The following is a 23,048-nucleotide window of genomic DNA, read 5'->3' on the forward strand; positions in this document are numbered from 1 at the left end:
CAGTGACCACTACGACTTGGGGTAGCCGGTGCGTTGGGGCATTGGCGCTCGCTGTCTGCATGACCGCTTGCGACAATCACGATACCAGCCACAACAATGCAGCGCCCAGTACCAACGCTGCTGGCCTCACATTGCTGGCGCAAAATTGGAGCGATGAAGATCGACAGGTAGCTTGGTTTACCTCCTTCGGCTCACGGCTCATGCCCTACGCATGGTTTTTAGCGCTGGAGCAGGCGGACAACCGGCAACCCTTTAACCAAGCTGCCCATATGGAAAGCTTCGGTTTTACCATGCCGGGCGCCAGCGACGTCAACCCGGACAATGTCGCCATTGGTCTCACCCGAACCCCCAAGCGAGACGGTCATGAATGGATCGGCCTAGGCTGCTCTGGTTGCCATTCAGGTCAAGTTAACTATCAAGGTACGCGGATACACATTGACGGCGGTGCGGCCCTGATCGATTTTCAGGGCTTCGAACAAGCGGCCATCGACGCGCTCTCCGCAACCCTGGACGACACCGAAAAGCTACAGCGCTTCACTGACAATTTAGGCTTGAGCAGTACTGATCAGCTCGCTGCCGAGCTCACCCGCTGGACCGATTCACTGCTTGCACGCCAAGCCATTAACCGCACAGAAAGCGATTATGGCTACGGTCGGCTCGACGCCTTCGGTCAAATTTTTAATGCTGTCGCGGTTGAATTTCTCGGCATAGAAGAAAACCGGCGCAACCCCAATGCACCGGTTAGCTACCCCGTGCTGTGGGATGCCTCGCACTTGGATTTGGTGCAGTGGAACGCCTCTGCACCCAATGCCGGCCCCGGCCCTATCGTACAAAATGCCACTACCGCGCTCGCAGTTTTCGGCCATATGGACATCAAAAATTCAGGTAATGGCTTCGGCTTCACGTCCAATGTAGAAGTGGGTAACTTAGGCGCAATTCAAGATGCTTGGTACCAATTAACCGCACCCCAGTGGCCCGAGTCAATTCTTGGCACAATAGATCAAACCTTGGCGACACAGGGCCGCACCATCTACGCAGAAAATTGTTTGGCCTGCCACGCACTGTCTGACCGCAATGATTCAAAACGTCGTATAAAAGCCACCGCCGTCGCCCTTGACGTGGTTGGTACAGACCCTGCCATGGCAGAAAACTTTGTCCACTCGACCGCTAAAGCCGGCGCTTTTGCCGGCAAAAAGCTCATGTTTATCGCCGGCCCTGTGATTGAAGAAGAGTCGCCCACAATTTTACTGGTGGCGCACGCCGCCATGGGCGCCCTGCTCGATAAACCACTCTCGGCGCTGTGGCAGGGCTTCTTAAGCATGCACTCAGTGGCTGATGCACCGGTCGATCCACAACCGCTCTACTACAAAGCTCGGCCGCTATCGGGCATTTGGGCCTCGGCGCCTTATCTGCACAATGGCTCGGTGATGAGCTTGGCCGATATGCTCAATCCACCCGAGCAACGGACGCGCGAATTTTCCGTGGGTAAAGTTGAGTTTGATCCGATCAATGTCGGCCTAAGCACCCAGGTGCTCGACCCCAATCAAGTGTCAGTGTTTAACACCGAATTGTACGGCAACAGCAATGCCGGCCATCGCTTCGGCACCGCGCTCGCAAGCGCGGATAAGCGCGCACTGCTGGAATATTTGAAAACACTCTAGCCACACAATAACGGCCATGTTGCTTGGTCTTGTGTTGCTCAGCCACTGCTATTTAGGTTGCAGCGGCTCGCTAGTCGCTGGTTAAAACGCACATAACATTCTGATGTCAGGCTTTCGTAAGGATTACGCTATGCTCAATTTTCTGAAAAAACTGTTAACGTCGCGCTGGCTTTGGCGTTTGATTATTTTGGTGGGTGTTGTCCTAGCACTGGCCATCTTAGCGTTTGTGTATTTCGTGCAGAGCAGCAAGCGTATCCAACCGCCAGAAGAGCATACCGATCAGACGGTGTATTTAAATCAAAACTGGCGCGTCGAAGACCGAAACACCTATTACTATTCGCCCCAGGGTACTGCCGTACCTCAGGGTACCACCCTCGGCGCTGTGCGCTACGACTGGTTTGTCAATTTAGAACTGCCTCTGTCTACCGAGCGCTTCGCCAGCCCAAGTAATATGCGCAGATTTAAGTTTTTAGTCGATCCGGCGCCCACACCGGCCAACCCAGACCACTTGCCGGTGGGCTTCACCAAGCACTTTGATGCAGACATTGGCGATAGTGTGTTAGATATCACCTGTGCGGCCTGTCATACCGGTGAGTTACATTACAAAAAAGAGGGTGTTAACTACGCACTGCGGGTCGATGGCGGCCAAGCTATGCACGCCTTCACCGATTTGAACCGCGGCACCTTCGGCCCGACACTGATTTCAGCGCTGCTAGAAACCTATATCAACCCGGCAAAATTTGATCGCTTCGCCGATAAAGTACTAGCCGAGGGCGGCGATCGCGATTTACTTAAACAACAGATGGGTAAAAACCTCGCCGCTTTTTTGAGTATCAAACAAAATAATCCACTCAAACATTTATACCCAACACGCGAAGGCTATGGCCGTACAGATGCCTTGGGTCGCATTGCAAACACACTGTTTGGCGATCACTTAATTGAAAGCAATATGCAAGTGTCTGCGGCGCCAGTGAGTTATCCCTTCCTCTGGAATATTTGGAAATTTAATTGGGTGCAATACAACGGTTCGGTAGCGCAACCCTTAGCCAGAAACGTCGGCGAAGCACTGGGCGTGGGCGCGCATATTCCACTGCGCACCCCCGAGGGCGCGCCGCTGCCGGCCGAGGACATGTTCCGCAGCTCGGTGCGAGTTGAGGATATTGAAAAAATCGAACTGGCTTTGCAAAGGCTGGTTGAACCCGAGTGGCCGAGCGAAATTTTTGGCGCCGTCGATCAACCACTAGCCGAGCAAGGTGAGGTGTTATTTAAACAACACTGCGTCGAGTGCCACGGTCCGCACGTCGCCAGTAAAGCGCGTCAGATGCAAGAGGCACCGTTGAAAAAATCGGTACACGATCAATGGTTGATTGAAGTCATCGACCTCGACCATATCGGTACAGACGCGAATGCGGCGCAGGGTTTCGTGGAAAAAACCTACGATTTATCGCCCGCAGGTATTACCAAAGACACCATTCACCAAGTGCTGTACCCGCTATTTGAGCGCCGTTTAGCGCGCGATGTCTTAGCGCGGCTGCAAACCTTGGCGATCGCAGAACAATTAAGCGATGAAGCGCGCGCAGCTTTCGCGGCACTGGCCGCGCAATACCCACCGGCAGATCATTTAGCCGATGCCGGTTTCGAGCCTTCACCATTCCCCGCTATCGTAACGGTACTTAATCAGTTTGAGTTAAAACCCAGCTACGCCCAAACCGTCGATAGCCAGGCCTATAAACAACTCAGCTGCGGTTTTAAATGTCAGGTCAATGCCCTCTGGTGGGATATTAATTTTGGTCGCGACGCCAACACCAAACTGGTGGGTAGTTTAGATCCCACTAAGCTCACCGAAGGCTTGGGCTTAAATATTATTGGCTTGCTGATCAAGAATCGTTTCTACGCAGACAACAATCTTAGCTACGATCAAATTCAATGTTTGGAAGGTTTTGGCACGCTCGATTTACCGCAACAAATTGCCGGCTACAAACCGCGGCCGCTGGCCGGCGTTTGGGCAACACCACCCTTTTTACACAACGGCTCTGTGCCCAATATCTATCAAATGTTGATGCCACCCGAGCAAAGAGATAAGCGCTTCTTCGTCGGCCGACGCGATTATGACCCCGCGCATTTGGGCTATATCTCAACGCCGGCAACCGACGCTGAAACCGACGGCATCTGGTTCGACACCAGCATCAGCGGCAACCACAATACCGGCCACGGTTTTAGCGCCACGCCCGAGCAGTGGGCAGCCTACAAAGGCGACTATAAAAACAACCCGTTACCCAAGGGCATTATCGGTCCACTGCTCAGCCACGAGCAGCGCTTGGCATTGATCGAATACTTAAAAATTCACCGCGACAATCCAGCTGGCTATCAATTTGAGCCAGCGCCCAGCTGTCTGGCGAGCAGTGGCCAGTGAACCCGGTAAAAAACTTCCAACAGGTGCGCGCGGCCGAGCAAGCTTGGCTCAGCGAACGCCGCAAGCAAGCTCAGGTCGCCCCTGAGCTGCCGGAAATTGGTCTCGCCTTTTCCGGTGGCGGCATTCGCTCGGCGTGTTTTCATTTGGGTTTTTTACAAGCGCTTATCGAACGGAAAAAATTACAGCGCGTAGATTATCTATCCACTGTGTCGGGCGGTGGCTACATTGGCGCCTGCTTTCAGTGGTTAAAACATCGCGCCGACAGCAGTGCCAACGAAGCGCTATTTGCACAACCGGTAAACGACAGCAATGTCTTAAACTGGTTGCGCGGCCACGGAAAATATTTAGTCGACGGCAAGGGTATCAACAATATGACCTTGCTGGCGGCACTCCTGGCCAGCACCTTGTTTAACCTCGCGGTGGTTCTGCCACTATTACTGCTCTGCGTTTGGTTATTCGGTTTTCCACACACACAACTCTATTGGCCGCCGCACTGGCACTTACCCGGTGCCGATGTGATCGAAGGCCACAGCGGCTATTTACTGGCCCTGTTCATTAGCGGTTGTTCATTTCTAAGTTTTTTGATTGCCGTACCGCTTATGGCACTTTGGCGCCAAAGCAGCACCCAGCACAACTTCAAGCCTCGGCTGTGGATGGGGCGCCTATTAACTGTTGGCGTGGTGGCAGGGTTAATTGGCTTGCTGCCCATAGCTGCACAATTGAGCGATATGTTATTCGCCCTAGCCGGCTCCGAATCGCTGTCACAGCTGGGTAAACATATAAATTATTTGTTGCCCTTCATCGGCGGCGTATTCACCCTGTCTCGCGCCACACTCAAACCCGGCTTAGCGCTCACAGGCCTCGCCCTCATGCTCTATGGTCTGGCGGCTTTCGCCTACCACTTAGTCTTCCACACAGGGTTAATCGCACAACCTATCTACTGGGCATTCTTGGCGCTGGCGCTACTGTTACTTGCGCTCGCCAGTGTTAACCGCACCTCTATGCACAGTTATTATTTATCGCGCTTGTGCAATGCGTTTTTTATGTACACAAAGGCCGATGACAATCGCGGCCAAGATTTACCCTTGGCCGAACTCACGCCAACCACGGGCGCACCCCTGCCATTGATCAACACCACCATGAGTACCGCCAGCTCGAGCAATCGCCTATGGCGCGAGCGCATGGGTATGAGCTTCACATTAACGCCACTATTTTGCGGCACACCAGCCACCGGCTTCGCCGACACCTCGGCCTTTCAATCTGGTCGGCTGACCTTGGGCGAGAGCATGACCACCTCGGGTGCTGCGGTTGACCCAGGCACCGCGCAAACGGCCAACAGTGCGTTGAGCTTTTTAATGGCACTTCTCAATTTTCGCCTCGGCTTCTGGACCAAGGCACCGAAAGCGGCCGGTACATTTTTTTCCCACATGCCCTACTGGCTGGTGATGCGAGAAATGTTTGGCATAGGCCTAAGCGAAACGCATAAAAATATTCATTTAACCGATGGCGGCCATTTCGAAAACCTCGGCGTTTACGAGCTGATCCGCAGAGAGGTACCGATTGTCCTCGCCGGTGATGCGGGGGCAGACCCAAGCGTAAACTTCGCAGATTTAGGCTTGTTAATTCAACGCGCCTACGCCGATTTTGATTGCCATATCGACATCAATACCGCACACCTAAGCGAGGTCGCCGAAGGCATACATAACAGTTGTTTTGCAGTCGGGAATATCACCTATGCCTCGGGTAAAACCGGCAAGCTCTACTATGTTAAAAGCCTGCTCACCGCGGCCGCGGGCACACAGTTGGCGAGCTTCGCTTGCACAGACCCCAGCTTTCCCAATGACAGCACGGCAAATCAATTCTATGATGAAGAGCACTTCGACGCCTATCGAGCCTTGGGAAAGCTCAATATGCTTTCTTTGTTAGAGCAACACGAAGCCGATATTTTCCCCGACCAACTTAATTAACCACACCGCCGAGAATGATTATGAAAACGATAAAGTTACTAGCCATTAGCGCCAGCTTATTAACCAGCGCAACAGCAATGGCGGCCGACAACTACATCTGCACCAACGCCGGTAGCGAGCGCAGCGTTAAAGTTATTTACCAAGCGCCGGGCGTCGCCGTGCCCTGTGAGGTGCAGTACACTAAAGATGGCGTCAGCCAAACCTTGTGGACAGCCGAGAATATGACCGGTTACTGCGAAGAAAAAGCCCAAGCCTTTGCCGACAAACTCAGCGGCTGGGGCTGGCAGTGCAGCCAGCAAGGCGACGGCATGATGGACGCAAGCGAAGAAGATATGACCCCTGCTGAAGGGGCCGACGGCAACTAAGCACGCCGCTTGAGCACAACCACTCATCATGCGTGCACTGGCTTTAGACTAGCGCCCGTGCACGCAGTGCTCTAGCACCGCACCGTAAATCGTCAGCTTAAACGCGACGATGCTTTTTCACCCGCACGCGATTATTCACATCGCGGCTTGCCCGTATTAACGCATCGCCCTGCGCAGCCAAATCCAACGTAGCCAAGCCAGACTTAGCCAAGCGATCGTATAAAATCACGTTAACGCTGGCGGCTAAATTCATCGAGCCCACCGTGGGCACATACACCACCGCATCGGCGCGATCGATGACGGCCTGCTTTAAGGTACCGTCTTCAGGGCCAAATAAATACAGTGCCTGCGCAGGGTGCTGGAACGCGGGTAAAGGTATGGCGCCCTCGACCAAATCCACGCACACAACCGCCATATTACTGGGAATTGCCGCAAAGAAATCATCGATGTGCTCAAGTGGAATGGATTCACTGGCGCGCTGGGTATCGGTATGAAATTTAGCCGCGTTGGCGTAACGATTGCCCGTGTAATAAACCGCGTCCGCCCGATAGCAGCCGGCCGCACGCATAACCGCTCCCACATTGCTAGGGCTCTTTGGGTTAGTCAATCCGATGGCAACCCTGGGCGCGTTGAGAAAGCTTTGGTTGCAGCGTGAAATGTCGTTCATAAGGTATTCAGTCAATTGTGGCTTAACAGCGCTTGGCGATTGGGTTAGGGTAACAAACTATTTCTCTCAAGGCTTTTCCAGTGACAGATTCACCGCCTCGCATAGCCATTTTCGCCGATGTCCAAAACATCTACTACACCACGCGCCAAGCCTATCAGCGCTCCCTAGATTACCGAAAGCTATGGCGCTTACTCGTTGCCGAGGGTGAGATAGTCATGGCCACCGCCTACGCCATTCATCGCGGCGATGAAAGTCAGCTGAAATTTCAACAGGCACTAAAAAATATCGGCTTTACCGTGCGGTTAAAGCCTTACATCCAGCGCAGCGATGGCTCGGCCAAGGGTGACTGGGACGTAGGTATCGCCATTGATGTGATGGAGCAAGCACGGGCAGTAGATCGCATTGTGCTGCTATCGGGCGACGGCGATTTCGATCTGCTGCTAGAGAAAGTAAAAATGAATTATCAGGTTCAGGCCGATGTCTACGGTGTACCCGCCCTTACCGCTAACTCGCTCATCACATCGGCCAGCCATTTTTACCCTATCAACGAGGATTTATTGATCTAGGGGGGAACAGAAGGTTACAGCTGGCCGTTTACAGTTCACAGGAAAATCACCGCAAGAGCAACAATCACAAGCTTGCACAATTAACCTTCCCGCTGTTAGCTGATAGCTAAACCTCGCGCCTGCAACCTTGGTTACGCTATCATAAGCGCCATTTTGAAGGCGCTACACCGCCGCATCAGCCAGACAGGGAGCTTAGTCTTGATCATCATCCCAACAGAAAAACGCTTCGATTGGCGCTACGCACCCACGGTTATGTTCGGTATCGTACTGCTCAACGTGCTGATTTTCTTTTTCTACCAATCTGGCGACGACAACAAAATCGAACAAGCGCTCGACATCTACCAACAACAAGGCTTTTTAGAACTTGAATGGCCAGCGTATAAAACATACCTTGCCAGCAAAAACACCGTGCAGGCCGATGAACAGCTAACCTATACAGAAGCGCTTTTCGAGCAACAGGATTTCGGCAGTTTAGCTGTAGAAATTATGTTCGATAGCCACTTTTACGATCATTTATTCAACGACCCTTACAATCTAATTGGCTACAACAAAGTCGAAACATGGCTGGATCAACGCGCAAAGATCAACGCCAGTATTCTCAGCTTGAGCTTCCTGGCCTACGGGCTAATTCCTAGCGAATTATCGATAACCACCTTGTTTACCACCCAGTTTTTGCATGGCGACACCATGCATCTTCTGGGCAACATGTTCTTCCTAGTGATCTGCGGATTTGCCGTAGAGGCAGCCATTGGCCACTGGCGCTTTCTAGCCTTCTATCTAATTTCCGGTGTCTTCGCCAGCCTCGCCCATGCCCTGCTAGACCTCTCCAGTACACAGCCATTAGTGGGTGCCTCTGGTGCTATCTCGGGCGTCATGGCCATGTACCTAGCGGTGTTTAAGTTCCGCAAAATTGAATTTTTCTATTGGCTCTTTATTTTCGTTGGCTACATCAGGGCCCCCGCCTTAATCATTTTACCCATTTACATTGGCAAAGAACTCGTTAGTTTTTATACCGATACAGACTCCAACGTGGCGGTAATGGCTCACGCTGGCGGCTTTGTCATGGGCGCCTTGTTAATGTTTGTTAGCCAATGGCTCAGCCCTAAAAGTATTGATGTTGAGTACATTGAAACCGATCAAAGCCTAGATCCCTACCAGGAGGCCCTTGCCGGGGTTTTCACCGACATCGAAAATTTTCGCTTTGATTCAGCTTATAAGAATACTCAAGCACTTATTACCCAATACGGTGAAAATTTTAGAAATCTGGCGCTTCTTGCCCAGCTCGCTCAGTTGAGAGATCCCGCTGATCAGCAAGCGGCCATGCTGAGATTATTAAAAGTGGATACCCAAGAGCCGACCGAGCTCGAACGCCAGGCTCAGTTATTGATCAACTCAGCACAACCAGCCGATTATTTATCGGAAGAAGAACTGTGCAAACTTGGAAGCCGGCTATGTCGGTTAGATAACCTTAAACCTGCAGAAACATTATTTGACATAGTGCAGGCTAAATATGGGAACATGACGAACAGCAAAAATAATCTCGCGATACTGGCAAAAAAACTGTCTATTGCCTTTGCAAAATCTAATAACGCCTTAAAATCCAAGCACTACCATGGCCTAGCCAGTAAGATTCTAGGGAGCACGCTGTAATGGAATACTGCCACTTTCACCCTCTATCTTCGGCCACCTTTTATTGCGACCACTGTCTAACCAACCTGTGTGATCACTGCGTGGACGACAGTCAACAGCGGGGTGGCGAGCGCTGTATTAGCTGCGCAAAACAGCTCATCAGCCTAGGTGCCGCGCACAGCGCCGAGCCGTTCTGGCGTAAACTAAAAGAGGCTTTTCACTACCCACTCAACGGCCAGTCATTAACATTAATCATTGGTGTTGCCCTGATGACCAGTGTGGCGGCCTTTATCCCCTTTGCTATTGTATTTTATTTAATGGCCGTGGGCGCATTAATGCGCTACAGCTTTGCCTGCTTAGAAAATACCGCGAACGGAAAAATGACCGCACCCGATATTACCGAGGCCTACGAGGGTGGCGTCCTGCTGATATTTCAGCTAATCGGTATTGTTGTCATTATGACGGCGGCGGTGTTTGGTGTTAACCAATTTTTGGGCGAAGGCCTTGCCCGCCTACTTGCCGTCTTTTGCATATTGAGTTTTCCGGCAATCATTATCTTGTTTGCCTTGAATAGAAATATGTTTGATGCCGTCAATCCACTCAGCATTATTCAACTGATTCTATCCGTGGGTTTGTCTTACGGTGTATTACTGGGTTTGATTTTGGTCATGAGCGCATCCGTCAGCGTTATCCACGAACTGATAGGCGCAGAGTTTTCCTTCATTAATGCGCTACTGCAAGGTATTGTTTCCAATTTTTACACCATCGTAGCTTTTCATATTATGGGCTATATGATTTTCCAATATCAGGCCGAGCTAGGTTTCGTGGCCAGAGAGGATCATGGTGGTATTGCCAAGGGAAAATCCGAACAAGACCTACACAACGCTAAAATTGACATAGCGTTGAAGCTTGGCCACTACAGTCAAGTGGTCGATCTATTCGGCGAAGCTAATAAAAAATTTCCTAATGAGTACAATTACTATATTCGCTGTTTCGATTTTCTTTGCGCCACCAAGCAAACCGATCGCCTAGAGAAGTTCTTGCCCTTCTATTTTGATTTTTTACCCAAGGCACAGCGTGCCGATCAAATATACCCTAGCTTTAAGCGCGCCCTTGGCCTAATACCTAGCTATCTACCGACAACCGCTAAACTGCGTCATCAGCTGGCCGAGCAATGCCAAATCAAAGGCGACCCAAAATCAGCGCTGCGCATGCTCAATGGCATTCACAAACATTTCCCCAGCTACGCCAAGTTACCCGCAGCTTACGAAGTGATGGAACGCGCACTGGGCGACATCCCCAACATGGACAAGCAGCGTGCGCAATGTAAGCTGCTAATCCAAAGTTTAAAGCAAAAATCTGCAGACGCTGAAGCCGCAAAACAAGCCGCACAAGCGATCTTGAAGCCCAAAAGCAAACCCATGCTCGGCAAATCCGCCTTGCGTCCAAGCAAAGAAATCACCGCAGAAAGCCCCCAATCACAGCCGCTACGCAAGAGCGAGCAACAAAAATTACGGGCCCAGCAATTGGCTGAAAAAAACGCTAAAGGAGATTTAGAAGGGAAAGACTTACCGCCCATTGAATTTAAGCCATAGCGTAGCTCGCAACGCCCAACTAAAGGGTGCAACGCTACAGCCTAACCTAAACATTGCACTGTAAAGCAAAACTCAACTTTGAAACTAGAGCACCAAACCTTGGGAATTAGTCTTAAATTGCTTGTTATATGTTTGGTTACACCTTATCCGCAAAGTGGGCCATAATTTCTTCGGTAGTCATTTCCTTAGTCTGATTTGCAAAGCAATAATAACTCGGGCGCATATCACTAAAATATTGCATGTCCATTTTCAGCCCTTCCAAGTTTGTAAATAAGCCCACCGGCATATTGTACTCACCTGTTTCTTTGAACTTATAAAATAGGTGGGTTCCACACTCAGTACAGAAGCCTCGTGAAGCCCAAGACGACGACTTGTACATTTTGACTTTATCTTCACCAGCTAACGTCACTTGAGTTCCACATTTCACCGCAAAAAATGGAGCGCCACCCCAAGTCCGGCATGATTGACAATGGCAAACCGTAAACTTCGTATCGATATTTTCTGCCGTAATTTTTACGGAACCACAAAGGCAACGAGCCTGAGAACAAGACATTGAAAAACTCCTAAATTGATGAAAGCAAATAACATCTAAAACACAGGCTGACAGCTGCGAAGCAGTTAGCAGCCTACCCCTGCGCAGCAGGGGTAATGGGCTACTATTTGTTAACTATTTGGCAAGGGATGAAAATTTTGGATGCGAAATAATTTTATTAATGAACTCCTCAACTGCAGGCTCAAAGGCTTGCGCTACTTGCTGGCAAGCTTTATCAGCAACAAAATTTGTTGAAAATTCGTGCGTACTAGTGATGGAGTACCCGCTTGAATTTGGAGACGAAATTGTGGCATTAATCATCCATTTACCAGCACCAATATTGGAATTGAAATCTAGCTTATCTATTAATCCGGATATTTTTACTTCAGCGTCATCTTTGTAAGCACCAGCCATTTGGAGCTCGTTTTTTAATGCACCTTCAATATAGTCTTCAAAGCTCAGATCATTTTTGTTTTTAACGGGGCCAGCAGCTCTACAAGTTATAGAAGTGTGATTGCCAGATTTAGAAGTGAATTCACCGACGGATATTTCTTTTACACCGGAGCTTTTGATTAAATCAACATTTTTCGGCGACGCTCCATAATTACTAGTCACATGCGTGCAGCCAATTACATACAGCGTCATACTGATAAGAGCTAGACTTTGAAAAAATTTCATTGACGTTCCTTCTTCGGTTGGGCTTATGATTAGTTAACACCCGCAGCAAGAACAAAGCTGAAGCGCAGCAGACAACTTGTCGCTGTACCTACGTTAAGGGCCACTTTCTGCTGCCCGCAAATAAGTGTATACCTTGCTGCTATTTTTTGGATCTTTCGATAAGCCAACAATAATTAGCTTACCTTCTTCAAAATTATTCACGGTGGGCAGGCTAACATCAACAACTTGGCCACTCTCAAGCTTAACTCGAGCTACGAAGTGAGGGCCACCTCGATTGCTAGATACTGCAACGGTCTGCATTGTGCCAACGACCTCAAATTTCAGCCATTTAGTATTCTGCGTATGTTTATTGAATGCCATCCACGCGAAAAAGACTGGGACAGCCAGAATAAACGCATAAACAATATATCCAATTTCTTTATCGCTAGCAGTCGAATCTTTAGTCATTTACGACAACTCTTAACGCCTTGCTCAACTGAAAATATTCCGGAGCGGATTTTTTTGTAAAATGACGCTAAACAACATACAAAAAACGACCATGGCAATATTTTTCAAGTGAAGCTAATCGTTATATTTTTCGGCTTGTATTAATACTATAAAAGCAAAAAGGTATTCGATGATGCCTCCCACTAGACCACCAATATAGACCGGCACTCTGAGCACAGTAATTAACACAGCCGAAACGGCTAAAACAACGCCTAGCGCCCAATAAATACGCGAACCATAAATTGTATTAAAGGTTAAATACCTTCCTCCTATAACAAGTAGCATTGCAGGGAAAAATAAGTCCAAGCTAGTTAATGCAGCTCCTATTGCAATAGGAATAGAAAGAAGCATCCAAACTGTTCCTTCAATGGCAAGCGGTGCAAGCGGATTATCCTTACTATGCTTACCACTACGCCCTAATGCCTTACATGCCAAGACGGAAGCAGGAAAGATCAAAGTACCACCGAAGACTAAAGTTGCGATTCCTATTTTGGGAGCTATTAGAAGCGAAATTATACCCGCAAATAACCATATAGTTCCTGACGACACGATACCTGGCACGCCATAAAAATAGGCCTCATTCATATCCTTCTGTGCTTCTTTAATTGAATCCATGCACCTTTATCCCTGAATTACATAACGCTTCAATAACCGGCGCGCCTTAGCGCGTCCGGCGCCGAAGGCACGTAGCTGATTGACTTGTTAAATGCTGCCAACTACTATAGTGCGCACTATTGATGCGCATAAGCTATGCTGGGAGCCATTGAAATGCAACCATTAATCGACAACTCAGCCCCTAAAAAAGCCACAAATCTCAGTATAAACAAAGAGTTACTTGCCGAAGCTCGCAACCTAAACATAAACCTTTCGGCAACTCTTGAACAGGCACTAACTGAAAAGGTACGTAAAGAAAGACAAAAACTGTGGCTCGAGAACAACCGTGATGCCATTGATGCCTGCAACGAACTGACCGAACACAACGGCTTATTCTCAGATAAACACCGGGCATTCTGATGGACCAATTTGACCTTTACATCAATACAGACAAAGACACCAATAAGACATATCCGTATTTTGTTGATATTCAGAACCAGCTGCTCGACACACTAAATAGTAGAGCTGTTATACCCCTAACCCCTATCAGCAACTCTGACAAGAGCTACCCAGAAAATCTCTGCCCCATGGTGGAAATCAAGGGCAAAAAATTCGCTCTTCTTACCCACCAAATTACTAGCGTATCTCGCAGTTTCCTCAAAAAGAAGGAAGGCTCATTGGCTACTAGCCGCAATGACATCGTTGCTGCGATAGACTTTCTGGTTACCGGAATTTAACGCCCAGTTTAGGCGCAGTTGGAGCGTAGCGTAAGCTGTCGCAGCCGCACTTTTTCTTGTGCGGCGAACCTACAACCGCTTGTTAAGTGTTGGTGTAGCAAACGTTTGTGCCCGCTATGTGGTCATGTAAACACCGTCTTTCTTTGCCAAATATCATTAATGGATTAATGAATGCGGCTATAAAGGAACCAAAGCCAGGAATCTGCATAATGAGCGCCATTGGTAAAATTCTTAGCAATACTATTTTCTTAAAATTTGCCTTAGTCCCATTTAGATTCTCTATGCGAATGGACATAAAGTATTTCCCAACAGTTTGACCAGAGTGATATAAAAGCTGGCCATGAAGTAGCATAATCACTACAAATCCATACGCAAAACCGAAAACCGAAACCATTGGAGTAGGAGCTTTCAGCGCATCAAACCCGACGTAGTATATAAGCGGCAGAGCTGCAATGTATTGTATTAATCCATCAATCAGTGCCGCCCATAAACGGTCTATCCTGCTAGCCTTGTCTCCAACCTCTATCTTTTTTCGTTGTTCCTCGGGATTTTCTCGTTCTTTTTCAATAATCAAAGCGTCAATAGTTTTTGCTCTTTCAGGGTATTTCTCGCGATCTATTGATTCCGCCGAAGAATAAAGATCGCTAAGGGAGTACCTAGAAAAATCAATTTCTGATTCCATGCTCATCTCTCTGTAAATCACTTAACGCCCGCAACAAACGCGAGCGTAGCGAGTCGAGGGCGACAGCCCGGTTTGGTTGCGTTGTATGGTTGAAATAACATGATTTCCCTTCCTGTTATTAAAGCGATAAGGTGAGGCTCATGTCTGCAGCAACAGACATTCAGCAAAGCATTCCGGTGGTTGCAAGGCGCCGATACTATCGAGCCCGTTAACAAGCAAGGGAGCTTTGCTGATCCTACTTTTAACTCGAACAGTCGAATGAGCCTCGAGCTCGAATGTAGCAAGGGTGAGTCATGAAAACAACTACCAAAGCTGGCATTAATCATCAGAGAAATATCGGTATAGATGTAGGTAAAACGTTCTTGGATATATACATCCTAGAGCTCGATAGGTATTGGCAAATCTACAATTCACTAGATGACATTAAGGAGCTCCGAAAGACGCTCAAGCGCTTTAATCTGACTCGTATCGTCGTCGAGGCTACGGGTGGCTATGAACGAACACTCGTCGAAGTGCTGGCGGAAGCCGAGCTCCCAGTTGTTGTGGTGCAGCCAATCAATGTTCGCCAATTTGCAAAAGCACAAGGCGTCCTAGCAAAAACGGACCGAATCGATTCAAGAGTGATTGCACAATTCGGGGCAGTAATGAAACCAGAAATTAGGCCCATAAGCAGCAAAAAGATAAGGCATATCAGAGATTTACTAGCGCGGAAAAGGCAGTTAATGGAAGCTAGAACTCAAGAGCTAAATCGTGAACAAAAGGCACAGAATGTTCTGCAGCGCTCCCACAACAGGATGATCAAGTTTATCGAAAAGGAGCTCAATTGGGTCAACACAAAGCTCAACAAAGAGGTTGCATTGGTTACCGAGTGGCAGAAAACTTATGACCTCCTTTTAAGCGTGCCAGGCATAGGCCCTGGTGTTGCTTATACGCTTCTGGGAGAGCTTCCGGAGCTTGGCCAACTAACCAGTCGACAGGTAGGTGCGCTGTGCGGCTTGGCGCCCTACAACCGAGACAGCGGCTCGATGCGGGGCAAGCGACGAATAAAAGGCGGTCGGGCACCTATACGGACGATGCTGTACATGGCAATGATGAGCGCTATTCAGTGCAACCAGATAATGAAGCGATTCTTCAACCGATTAGTTGCGGAAGGCAAACATAAAAAGGTCGCACTTACAGCGTGCATGAGAAAAATGATGACAATTTTGAACGCCATGGTACGTGATAAAAGGTCATGGCAAGCGGCATAAGATGAAAAAAATACGTTACTGAAGGCTTGACTTAGAACCACAGTCGCTTGTTAAGTATTTCTTTCAAAAAAGTACTTTCCAACCATCTTTCTCTTTCCAAGCTTCTCACCTATAAACCACCCCATTTTTATAGATTGGCAATTTCCATCTATGTGCATTAATGCCCAGCTGGCTAAATCATCGTTTTTTGAAAGTATTTCAGGTGAATTAGAAAAATTGTTGTATTTTGAAATTTTGTATTCTTCAAAGTCAATAATTTCCCCTATAAAAATCTGATTTTTGTCTTTGGCTATAACCTCAACCTCTAGGTCTTGCGAAATATATAGTATTGCCCCCTTTGGAGATTCATATACTCCAGAAGGATCTTGGCACCCTAATTCATGAGTATCTGCAAATGCTGAGCAGGTCATAGAAATCAGGAGAAAAGTAATTATTCTCATATACTTAACGCCGGTGGCAAGGGCGAGCGTTAGCGAGTCCAGCAGCGATAGCTGCGAGCTTGGCCGCCCTTGTTAAAGTTGCGATCTGCCTAACTGCCTACAACGTACGTTGTTGAGCGCCAGCGAAACCGTAACCGCTAATTTTACCCGCAAGAATGCCATACGTGATGACCCTACGGAACTATAATTTTACGGGGGGAGAAACTGCAATATTGACGCGGCACACTCCCTGATACCGAATCTTTAACTCTTGCGCGATTCCGCTTGCTGGAACCGAAACTCTCCTAAAAGGCAGAGCACATTAACGCCCGGTTTAGGCGCGGCTGAAGCGTAGCGTAAGCCGTCGCAGCCGCACGTTTTTTGTGCGGCGAACCTACAACCGCTTGTTATATTTTGCTACTGAGCTGCACCATTTGAAGGTGCCAATACATAGCAATAAAGCTAAAGTTAGCAGCGAACCTAATATTGGGCCACCTATAATAGTATTGAAAAACGCCAAAAATAGAACCAATGCAACAATTGTGAATGCGAGCGAAACCTTTGAGGCCAAAACTGACTTTGAAGCTACATGACGAGCACGAAATATTAATACAGGCAATAATACGATGGCCACTAACACACCTAAAGCACTAGATGAGACGATACTTAAATAAATTATAGGTACTGCACCGTCCATCAGAACTCTCTAAAAATATAACGCCCGGTTTAGGGGCGGCTGAAGCGGCAGCGTAAGCCGTCCCAGCCGCACGTTTTTTTGTGCGGCGACCCTACAACCGCTTGTTATGTTTGACTAACAGCGGGGCTATAAGCTGAGGATATATGGCCACCAGTTGCAGCAAAACAAAATGCCAAATTGAAGCAGCTTCATCTGATACCACCAACTCAATATCATTTTGGTCGTCAGGATAAACTGTAAATACGGCCTCGCTTGAATTGGACGTTACAACCTCTGACCATCCCGAATTGTAACCAATGCGGACCAACTCTGGTGAATGCTTAGAAGTTCCGAAGTGCTCGCATGATAGATACAAGTCCATGAATAGCGGATCAAAAATTGGGTACATTAGGAAAAAATCTGTCGTGCCATAGATAGGCTTACAATTACCACCATCATAGCTTGGCAAGCTAATGAGCTCATCTCCCATTTCAGCTATTACTTCGATAGCTATGGCTTTAGCAGCAGCGCGATCCAGCCCCTGAACCACTTCCTCTAGCCCAACGAACTGCGAATCCAAATTCTTCTTTTTAAATGGCCAGATCATCGATTACTCATGAAACATAACGCCTAAAGCAACCGCGCGCGCTGTCTGCGCGTCGGTTTGCCTTTACTTGTTATGTGCATTTTCAACCAGTTTATCTCCGAAGCCCTTCATGGCGTAAAACGTTGGGCCATACATTGCTATTGGACCTTTGTATCCTGGTGGATATACGGTCTCGTAAGCCAGTTCTACTACTGTAGTTTTCGCAACATCTGCCGAGAGGCACAACCTGACGATAGATTCATTATCATCGAGAGATTCTGATATTTTTACCTCAGCTTCAAATTCTGCGTTTTCGTCAGATCCTTTTCTTACTGCCACACCTTTGGAGTAAAATCTTACAAACGCCATTCTGACGGTTTTGCCATCATAAGTTGTCGGAAATCTAGCCTCAAATGGGTAACACTGCCCAGTTGTAAATGGCTCATCAATAAGCGATTTCACTCTGTAAGGAAATTCATTTCCCTTTTTACACGCAAAAACGCTCACCGGAATCAAAAACAATATTGCTAAGATGAGCTTCAATCTAGCTAGCCTCATAACGCCGGTGGCAAGGGCGGCCGCAGCAACGCGGAGGCCGTCCAGCAGCGATAGCTGCGACTTGGCCGCCCTTGTTAAAGTTGCGATCTGCCGCGCCAACAACAGGGTACGTTGTGGAGCGCAAGCGAAACCGCAACCACTAATTTTACCCGTAAGAATGCCACACTTGATGGCGTTACGGAACTAGCTAGCGATACTGGAAAGGTGACTTACTTGGAGCGGCACGTTCCTTGATACCGATAGACTTGCTTACTGCACTCTTCTTCTGAGTGGCACAAAACTTAACGAAAATTCGCAGAGCACATTAACGCCGGTGGCAAGGGCGAGGCGCGATTAGCGCCGAGTCCAGCAGCGATAGCTGCGCTCTTGGCCACCCTTGTTAATGTAGTGAACTGCCGCACGACCTACAAAGCACGATGTGCAGCGTAGCGGAACCACAGCCCAGTAAATTTACCCGCAAGAATGCCACACTTGATGACCTTACGGAACTATCTAGCGATACTGGAAAGGTGACTTACTTGGAGCGGCACTTTCCTTGATTCCGATAGACTTGAATACAGCACTTACTTTTTAAACGGTACGAACTCGACAACAAAATCGCAGAGCACATTAACGCCGGTGGCAAGGGCGAGGCGCGATTAGCGCCGAGTCCAGCAGCGATAGCTGCGCTCTTGACCACCCTTGTTATGCATTTTTAAACTTAACAAAATAATAAAGTGGCGCCGCAATTAAGAGCACCACTGACCATGTATATATAAAAATTGCAGCTACAGTATGAGCAGCTACAAGGTACATGGCAAATCTCTTTTGCTTACCAAAAAATTGAATCAGGCTAGCCGTTAGACAAAGCACGATTGAAACCAATGTAGCAACAAAAATCCAGCTCCCAGCCTCAACTGGTGAAAGTGCATACTTGACTGAATCAATTGCCGATTGAAAAGAATCTAGGCAGTCAGGCCTAGCAGCAAAAAGATACACCCACCAAAATGCTATAAGGGCTGTCGCACCTAAGAGGCTCAAAACTCCTGCGATTTTACTATCCATTCCAATCTCTAGGTGCATAACGCCTCATTCACAAGACCGTACGGAGTGGAACAAATTTGCAGTAAAATGAGCGCAGCGAATTGCAAATTTTAGGAACGCAGTTCGGGTCTTGTGCAATGATTTGTTATACGTTTAGTTGGTAACTGTATTAAATATTTTAATTTCACTCACCACCCCATTTTTTACTTGTATATTTAACACCGTTTGGTCATAAAATATTTGATTATTAATGGGCCTCTGATATAGCCATATAATTTCATTTTCACCTTCTTCTAGTTTTTTCCCAATAAGCTTTTCTGCTTTTTGAACAGTAAGTCCTACGGTTAAACCCATGATATTTTTAGTGTTTTCGAAATTATTCCTTTCTTTACAGTTTAAATTCGGCTTTTCCTTATGAAAAGAAAACCCTTCGCCCAGTAGATTTTCGGCGTAAACAACGAAAATACCATGAGTTTCAAAGCAGTATTCTTTTTCACCATGAGCGCCTGATTTTACCTGGCCATCGAATGTCTTTTCTTCCGGAAGTAAAAGGAGTTCAACTGGTGGTGGTTCTGCAATCTCTATGCAATAAACTTTAGTTGCAATTAACGACAATAAAATTAGAACATTCTTCATGATTGATTACGTATAACGCCGGTGGCAAGGGCGGCTGGAGCGTAGTAGACTTGCACCACTTTCACGGACACTAAGCATTCTTTGTTTGATACGTTTTAGGTGACACATAATTTAAGCTCGAGTGTAGTCGATCCTCGTTGTAAAACTCAACATAATCAACAATTCTAGCCACGCATTCGACCATCGTCCTGAATTTCCAATGATGTGCCAACTCATTTTTTAGTGTCTTAAAAAATGATTCTACGTATGCATTATCTGTTGGCGTGCCGGCGCGACTCATGCTACTGACCATTCCAGCATTCGTAACAATCCGCTGATATGCTTCTGAACAGTATTCAGAACCCTGGTCACTATGGAAGATGCAACCTACCTTTACGCTCTCAGATATTAGCGACATCTTTAATGCGCCGCTAACCAAGTCGGTATCATGATAGCGCGAGAAACCCCAGCCAATAACTTTTCGTGTAAATAGATCCAGAACAGCCGCCATGTACATAGGGCCTTCTCCTGTTTTTAGGTAGGTCATATCCCCAGCCCAATGCTCGCCGAAAGCAATCGCTTTATCTTGTGTCGCCAGTACATTTTCTGCCACCAGGGAGCTGCTACCGCTGGCGCGCCTCTGCCTATATGCATGGTATATCGACTTAATGCCATTAACTTGCATCAAACGATTAATGCGCCTGCGGCTGCACGAATAACCCAAACTCTTTAAATATGGGTGCACACGAACAGCGCCGTAATTACGTTTATGACCGACATGCGTTTCCTTAATTTGGGCAGCCAGAACTTCATCGTACTGAGCGTGATCGCTTGTATCGCGATTCCGCCAGTCATAATAACCGCTTGGTGAAACGTCGAGGTAATCACACATAGCTACAATTTTGTGGCTGTCTCGGTTCTTCTCTATGAACGCGTATCTTTCTTGCGCTGATCCAAGAAGAACCGTTTGGCCTTTTTTAGGATATTTACCTCTTCCTCTTTAGCTGCCAAACGTTTTTCGAGTTCTTTGATGCGTGTTTTAGCCGACTGCAATGCCTGCTGATCTTCTTTGGAGGGTTTAGGTGGTGATTTGACAACCATATACTTATTCTCGGAAAGGCGACCTTCTTTAAATTCTTGTCGCCAACGATACAGCATGACTGGATGAATCCCCAGCGCTTCTGCGACGTCTATCGCCTTAACGTGCTTGCGCTTACTGAGTTTGACTGCATTTATCTTGTAGGCCAAGGTATAGCTGTCGTAGTGACTTTTATTCGTTATTCCCATTGTGAACCCCTTTAGCGGATTAGTAATTTACTGTCCGTTAAAGTGGTGCAGGTCTATAGCGTAAGCCGTCCAGCGGTGATAGCCGCGACTTGGCCACCCTTGTTATATTTGCTACCACGTAATTGTAAACTCATATTTCATTTTGTGCGCAGATGTAGACCATGCTTTAGAAGTTGATGCTTTAAACCTCATTGGGGTGAAGCGCGCTTGCTGAATAGCAGCCTTTAATGGCGCTTCAGGCAGCCCGGATGGGGAAATTGATACAATTTTAAAATTTGTAATCCCTCCGTACTCGTTAATAGATACTTCCGCCATCACCTTTGCTTCATCTACTTTTGGTTCAAAATTAAACCACTCTACCTGTGGTATCGATTCAAGCTCTGGCTTAATCATATCCAAGCATGCCATCAATGGAAATGAATAGAGATATAGCATTAGGCCTATAACAATTTTCGCAGTCATATCAATTTCACGCAGAAAATATAACGCCTCAAACACCGGCGGAGCTTAGCGACGTCCGCGTGCTTTGACTTGTTAACCCTTTATACTCATTTTTACCAGATGCTTCATGAAGGACGATGTCATTTCAAAAATGAATTCGACCTCCTCCTCAACAACTGCGTCGTTGTGTTTTACGAATGAGTTTTGATACTTTGAATAATAATCAACTAGCGTGCGAAACATATTTGAGAACTCTTTTGAGCCTCCATTTGAGTTTATGAAACTACCTATTTGTGGTATTTGGTTTTCTAAAGACTTTGAATTGCTGAAAATGCTCTTTAAAAGCAACTCTAAGGAAAGCCTAAGGTCATCCAACAAGTTTCGCTCAAATACATTATTGTTGAATTTCGTCAAAGCGGATTCATATAGTTTAAGGCTATCAGAAAAATCGGATAGCCAATGCTTTGCTTCTTCTACTAACGTAACATTTAATGTTTCAGAGCTAACTGAGCCAAACTGATCACTATATCTGGCGATTAATTGTATTTTTAGATTGTTGACCGAATCCGGCACAGGCTGAGGAAGCTTTGGATGCTCACATAGCTCTTTAATAATTCTATATTGGTCTTCTGGCTCAAAGCACCTCAAATTATCAAGGAGTGCTGTTCTCTTATTTGCAGCATCGAATGGATAAGATGCGTGCGGAATATTTACATTCAGATCGAATGCATAGCCAGTAAATGCCTTAACTATATTACTACCCGATAACCCATCGTTGGTATCTCCGAGCACATCTGATGCATGAGTTAAGAACATGCTTGGTATTCCTATTTCGTGCACCGAACTCTCCTTAGGGGTTAACGCCGGTGGCAAGGGCGAGCGTTTAGCGAGTCCAGCAGCGATAGCTGCGCTCTTGGCCACCCTTGTTAAAGTTGCGATCTGCCGCGCCAACAACAGGGTACGTTGTGGAGCGCAAGCGAAACCGTAACCACTAATTTCACCCGCAAGAATGCCATACGAGACAAACCTGCGAAACCTAAATTTTACGACGGGAGAAACTGCGATAACGACGCGGCACACTCCCTGATACCGACTTCTAAAATCTCGTATGATTAACCTTACGTAAACCAAAACTCTCCTTTAAAGCAGAGCACATTAACGCCCGCAGCACACGCGAGCGTAGCGAGTCGAGGCCGATAGGCCGGTGTGACTGCGTTTGTTATGTGTTTTTTTCGATGCATTCATAGAGATAGTTTATAGAGTGATGTAGCTCATTTTGATTCGAATAGTACTCATCAATTTGGCCTTGCTCTTTATAGCTGCTTATATTGTAACCATCTTCAATATCGTTATACCAAAGGACATTCTTGCCCCATATAGCAACTACGTAAAACCCACCACCTTCATCGCCAAGTGGTGGCAAAGACCATTTTACTGGCTCTATTTTTATAAGATTCCATAAGTTTATAGCTCCGTCCTCTAGCAGATAGAGTTGGCTCTCGATGTCACTCTTTAGCCAATCAATACTGACGGGCTTCCATGTGCTAGTCATACTCTCCACTTACACATAACGCCGGTGGCAAGGGCGAGGCGCGATTAGTAGACTTGCACCACTTTCACG

Annotated in this window: 26 protein-coding genes; 10 read left to right on the top strand and 16 right to left on the bottom strand. The window is 47.3% G+C overall.

The genetic code is table 11. The features are described from left to right. The first annotated feature begins 2 nt into the window (after positions 1–2). From ACGHTT_RS18195 to ACGHTT_RS18210, 4 genes are all read left to right on the top strand, one after another. Positions 3–1,661 (top strand): di-heme-cytochrome C peroxidase, encoded by a 1,659-nt coding sequence (locus ACGHTT_RS18195; RefSeq protein WP_390592418.1) that lies wholly within the window; start codon positions 3–5, stop codon positions 1,659–1,661. 130 nt (positions 1,662–1,791) lie between these two features. Continuing rightward, entirely contained in the window at positions 1,792–4,074 is a 2,283-nt protein-coding gene (locus ACGHTT_RS18200) for a di-heme-cytochrome C peroxidase (RefSeq protein ID WP_390592419.1), read from the top strand. Then, the gene (locus ACGHTT_RS18205) at positions 4,071–6,041 is read left to right on the top strand and encodes a patatin-like phospholipase family protein (RefSeq protein ID WP_390592420.1); all 1,971 of its coding nucleotides are present in this window, start codon (positions 4,071–4,073) and stop codon (positions 6,039–6,041) included. The genes ACGHTT_RS18200 and ACGHTT_RS18205 overlap by 4 nt, the downstream gene beginning before the upstream one ends. Positions 6,042–6,061: 20 nt before the next feature. Further along, positions 6,062–6,406 (top strand): hypothetical protein, encoded by a 345-nt coding sequence (locus ACGHTT_RS18210; RefSeq protein WP_390592421.1) that lies wholly within the window; start codon positions 6,062–6,064, stop codon positions 6,404–6,406. A gap of 97 nt (positions 6,407–6,503) precedes the next feature. Here ACGHTT_RS18210 and ACGHTT_RS18215 read toward each other — a convergent pair whose 3' ends face one another. After that, positions 6,504–7,073: an RNA methyltransferase gene (locus ACGHTT_RS18215; RefSeq protein WP_390592422.1), complete on the bottom strand. Its 570-nt coding sequence runs from the start codon at positions 7,071–7,073 to the stop codon at positions 6,504–6,506. Between the two features lie 80 nt (positions 7,074–7,153). On the opposite strand from ACGHTT_RS18215, the gene ACGHTT_RS18220 reads away from it, so the two are divergent. The 3 genes from ACGHTT_RS18220 to ACGHTT_RS18230 all read left to right on the top strand — a co-directional run bounded on the left by ACGHTT_RS18220 (position 7,154) and on the right by ACGHTT_RS18230 (position 10,863). Continuing rightward, a complete protein-coding gene (locus tag ACGHTT_RS18220; RefSeq protein ID WP_390592423.1) occupies positions 7,154–7,639 on the top strand; it encodes an NYN domain-containing protein in 486 nt (161 codons plus the stop codon). 198 nt (positions 7,640–7,837) lie between these two features. Next, positions 7,838–9,289 carry a rhomboid family intramembrane serine protease gene (locus ACGHTT_RS18225; RefSeq protein WP_390592424.1) on the top strand — a complete coding sequence of 484 codons (1,452 nt, stop codon included), beginning with the start codon at positions 7,838–7,840 and terminating at the stop codon, positions 9,287–9,289. After that, entirely contained in the window at positions 9,289–10,863 is a 1,575-nt protein-coding gene (locus ACGHTT_RS18230) for a hypothetical protein (protein WP_390592425.1), read from the top strand. The genes ACGHTT_RS18225 and ACGHTT_RS18230 overlap by 1 nt, the downstream gene beginning before the upstream one ends. A gap of 136 nt (positions 10,864–10,999) precedes the next feature. Here ACGHTT_RS18230 and ACGHTT_RS18235 read toward each other — a convergent pair whose 3' ends face one another. The 4 genes from ACGHTT_RS18235 to ACGHTT_RS18250 all read right to left on the bottom strand — a co-directional run bounded on the left by ACGHTT_RS18235 (position 11,000) and on the right by ACGHTT_RS18250 (position 13,174). Next, entirely contained in the window at positions 11,000–11,416 is a 417-nt protein-coding gene (locus ACGHTT_RS18235) for a GFA family protein (protein ID WP_390592426.1), read from the bottom strand. 114 nt (positions 11,417–11,530) lie between these two features. Continuing rightward, on the bottom strand, positions 11,531–12,073 hold the full coding sequence (locus ACGHTT_RS18240) for a hypothetical protein (protein WP_390592427.1): 543 nt from the start codon (positions 12,071–12,073) through the stop codon (positions 11,531–11,533). A 93-nt stretch (positions 12,074–12,166) separates the two neighbouring features. Next, a complete protein-coding gene (locus tag ACGHTT_RS18245) occupies positions 12,167–12,520 on the bottom strand; it encodes a hypothetical protein (RefSeq protein ID WP_390592428.1) in 354 nt (117 codons plus the stop codon). Positions 12,521–12,634: 114 nt separating this feature from the next. Next, the gene (locus ACGHTT_RS18250; RefSeq protein ID WP_390592429.1) at positions 12,635–13,174 is read right to left on the bottom strand and encodes a DUF7010 family protein; all 540 of its coding nucleotides are present in this window, start codon (positions 13,172–13,174) and stop codon (positions 12,635–12,637) included. A gap of 153 nt (positions 13,175–13,327) precedes the next feature. Here ACGHTT_RS18250 and ACGHTT_RS18255 point away from each other — a divergent pair, with 153 nt between their 5' ends. Next, the gene (locus tag ACGHTT_RS18255; protein WP_390592431.1) at positions 13,328–13,573 is read left to right on the top strand and encodes a type II toxin-antitoxin system CcdA family antitoxin; all 246 of its coding nucleotides are present in this window, start codon (positions 13,328–13,330) and stop codon (positions 13,571–13,573) included. Beyond that, positions 13,573–13,890 carry a CcdB family protein gene (locus ACGHTT_RS18260; RefSeq protein WP_390592433.1) on the top strand — a complete coding sequence of 106 codons (318 nt, stop codon included), beginning with the start codon at positions 13,573–13,575 and terminating at the stop codon, positions 13,888–13,890. Before ACGHTT_RS18255 ends, ACGHTT_RS18260 begins: the two co-directional genes overlap by 1 nt. A gap of 82 nt (positions 13,891–13,972) precedes the next feature. On the opposite strand, the gene ACGHTT_RS18265 is transcribed toward ACGHTT_RS18260, so the two are convergent. Further along, positions 13,973–14,572 (bottom strand): RDD family protein, encoded by a 600-nt coding sequence (locus ACGHTT_RS18265; protein ID WP_390592434.1) that lies wholly within the window; start codon positions 14,570–14,572, stop codon positions 13,973–13,975. A gap of 293 nt (positions 14,573–14,865) precedes the next feature. On the opposite strand from ACGHTT_RS18265, the gene ACGHTT_RS18270 reads away from it, so the two are divergent. Beyond that, entirely contained in the window at positions 14,866–15,822 is a 957-nt protein-coding gene (locus ACGHTT_RS18270) for an IS110 family transposase (RefSeq protein WP_390592436.1), read from the top strand. Between the two features lie 50 nt (positions 15,823–15,872). Here the strand turns inward: ACGHTT_RS18270 and ACGHTT_RS18275 are convergent, their stop codons facing one another. The 10 genes from ACGHTT_RS18275 to ACGHTT_RS18320 form a co-directional block, all read right to left on the bottom strand. Continuing rightward, positions 15,873–16,262 carry a hypothetical protein gene (locus ACGHTT_RS18275; protein WP_390592437.1) on the bottom strand — a complete coding sequence of 130 codons (390 nt, stop codon included), beginning with the start codon at positions 16,260–16,262 and terminating at the stop codon, positions 15,873–15,875. 767 nt (positions 16,263–17,029) lie between these two features. Next, complete coding sequence (locus tag ACGHTT_RS18280; RefSeq protein ID WP_390592438.1) at positions 17,030–17,524, bottom strand: hypothetical protein; 495 nt, start codon at positions 17,522–17,524, stop codon at positions 17,030–17,032. A gap of 63 nt (positions 17,525–17,587) precedes the next feature. Then, positions 17,588–18,046: a hypothetical protein gene (locus ACGHTT_RS18285; protein WP_390592439.1), complete on the bottom strand. Its 459-nt coding sequence runs from the start codon at positions 18,044–18,046 to the stop codon at positions 17,588–17,590. 699 nt (positions 18,047–18,745) lie between these two features. Then, entirely contained in the window at positions 18,746–19,105 is a 360-nt protein-coding gene (locus ACGHTT_RS18290) for a hypothetical protein (protein ID WP_390592441.1), read from the bottom strand. Between the two features lie 132 nt (positions 19,106–19,237). Beyond that, on the bottom strand, positions 19,238–19,720 hold the full coding sequence (locus ACGHTT_RS18295; protein WP_390592442.1) for a hypothetical protein: 483 nt from the start codon (positions 19,718–19,720) through the stop codon (positions 19,238–19,240). A gap of 70 nt (positions 19,721–19,790) precedes the next feature. Then, positions 19,791–20,627: an IS3 family transposase gene (locus tag ACGHTT_RS18300; RefSeq protein WP_390594989.1), complete on the bottom strand. Its 837-nt coding sequence runs from the start codon at positions 20,625–20,627 to the stop codon at positions 19,791–19,793. Next, positions 20,624–20,986, bottom strand: a complete 363-nt coding sequence (locus tag ACGHTT_RS18305) for a transposase (RefSeq protein WP_390590745.1) — start codon at positions 20,984–20,986, stop codon at positions 20,624–20,626. Before ACGHTT_RS18305 ends, ACGHTT_RS18300 begins: the two co-directional genes overlap by 4 nt. 111 nt (positions 20,987–21,097) lie before the next feature. Then, positions 21,098–21,379 carry a hypothetical protein gene (locus tag ACGHTT_RS18310; protein WP_390592443.1) on the bottom strand — a complete coding sequence of 94 codons (282 nt, stop codon included), beginning with the start codon at positions 21,377–21,379 and terminating at the stop codon, positions 21,098–21,100. Positions 21,380–21,520: 141 nt separating this feature from the next. Further along, entirely contained in the window at positions 21,521–22,507 is a 987-nt protein-coding gene (locus tag ACGHTT_RS18315; protein ID WP_390592445.1) for a hypothetical protein, read from the bottom strand. Between the two features lie 139 nt (positions 22,508–22,646). Then, entirely contained in the window at positions 22,647–22,979 is a 333-nt protein-coding gene (locus ACGHTT_RS18320; RefSeq protein WP_390592446.1) for a hypothetical protein, read from the bottom strand. Positions 22,980–23,048 lie beyond the last annotated feature (69 nt).

The sequence above is a fragment of the Simiduia litorea genome (assembly GCF_042853465.1).
Classification (GTDB): domain Bacteria; phylum Pseudomonadota; class Gammaproteobacteria; order Pseudomonadales; family Cellvibrionaceae; genus Simiduia; species Simiduia litorea.

Bases quoted from the DNA above. Each gene is read 5' to 3' on its own strand.
- ACGHTT_RS18200 (WP_390592419.1), top strand. From the start codon at position 1,792: ATGCTCAATTTTCTGAAAAAACTGTTAACGTCGCGCTGGCTTTGGCGT.
- ACGHTT_RS18210 (WP_390592421.1), top strand. From the start codon at position 6,062: ATGAAAACGATAAAGTTACTAGCCATTAGCGCCAGCTTATTAACCAGC.
- ACGHTT_RS18215 (WP_390592422.1), bottom strand. From the start codon at position 7,073: ATGAACGACATTTCACGCTGCAACCAAAGCTTTCTCAACGCGCCCAGG.
- ACGHTT_RS18230 (WP_390592425.1), top strand. From the start codon at position 9,289: ATGGAATACTGCCACTTTCACCCTCTATCTTCGGCCACCTTTTATTGC.
- ACGHTT_RS18235 (WP_390592426.1), bottom strand. From the start codon at position 11,416: ATGTCTTGTTCTCAGGCTCGTTGCCTTTGTGGTTCCGTAAAAATTACG.
- ACGHTT_RS18240 (WP_390592427.1), bottom strand. From the start codon at position 12,073: ATGAAATTTTTTCAAAGTCTAGCTCTTATCAGTATGACGCTGTATGTA.
- ACGHTT_RS18245 (WP_390592428.1), bottom strand. From the start codon at position 12,520: ATGACTAAAGATTCGACTGCTAGCGATAAAGAAATTGGATATATTGTT.
- ACGHTT_RS18250 (WP_390592429.1), bottom strand. From the start codon at position 13,174: ATGGATTCAATTAAAGAAGCACAGAAGGATATGAATGAGGCCTATTTT.
- ACGHTT_RS18255 (WP_390592431.1), top strand. From the start codon at position 13,328: ATGCAACCATTAATCGACAACTCAGCCCCTAAAAAAGCCACAAATCTC.
- ACGHTT_RS18260 (WP_390592433.1), top strand. From the start codon at position 13,573: ATGGACCAATTTGACCTTTACATCAATACAGACAAAGACACCAATAAG.
- ACGHTT_RS18265 (WP_390592434.1), bottom strand. From the start codon at position 14,572: ATGGAATCAGAAATTGATTTTTCTAGGTACTCCCTTAGCGATCTTTAT.
- ACGHTT_RS18270 (WP_390592436.1), top strand. From the start codon at position 14,866: ATGAAAACAACTACCAAAGCTGGCATTAATCATCAGAGAAATATCGGT.
- ACGHTT_RS18275 (WP_390592437.1), bottom strand. From the start codon at position 16,262: ATGAGAATAATTACTTTTCTCCTGATTTCTATGACCTGCTCAGCATTT.
- ACGHTT_RS18280 (WP_390592438.1), bottom strand. From the start codon at position 17,524: ATGATCTGGCCATTTAAAAAGAAGAATTTGGATTCGCAGTTCGTTGGG.
- ACGHTT_RS18290 (WP_390592441.1), bottom strand. From the start codon at position 19,105: ATGGATAGTAAAATCGCAGGAGTTTTGAGCCTCTTAGGTGCGACAGCC.
- ACGHTT_RS18295 (WP_390592442.1), bottom strand. From the start codon at position 19,720: ATGAAGAATGTTCTAATTTTATTGTCGTTAATTGCAACTAAAGTTTAT.
- ACGHTT_RS18305 (WP_390590745.1), bottom strand. From the start codon at position 20,986: ATGGGAATAACGAATAAAAGTCACTACGACAGCTATACCTTGGCCTAC.
- ACGHTT_RS18310 (WP_390592443.1), bottom strand. From the start codon at position 21,379: ATGATTAAGCCAGAGCTTGAATCGATACCACAGGTAGAGTGGTTTAAT.
- ACGHTT_RS18320 (WP_390592446.1), bottom strand. From the start codon at position 22,979: ATGACTAGCACATGGAAGCCCGTCAGTATTGATTGGCTAAAGAGTGAC.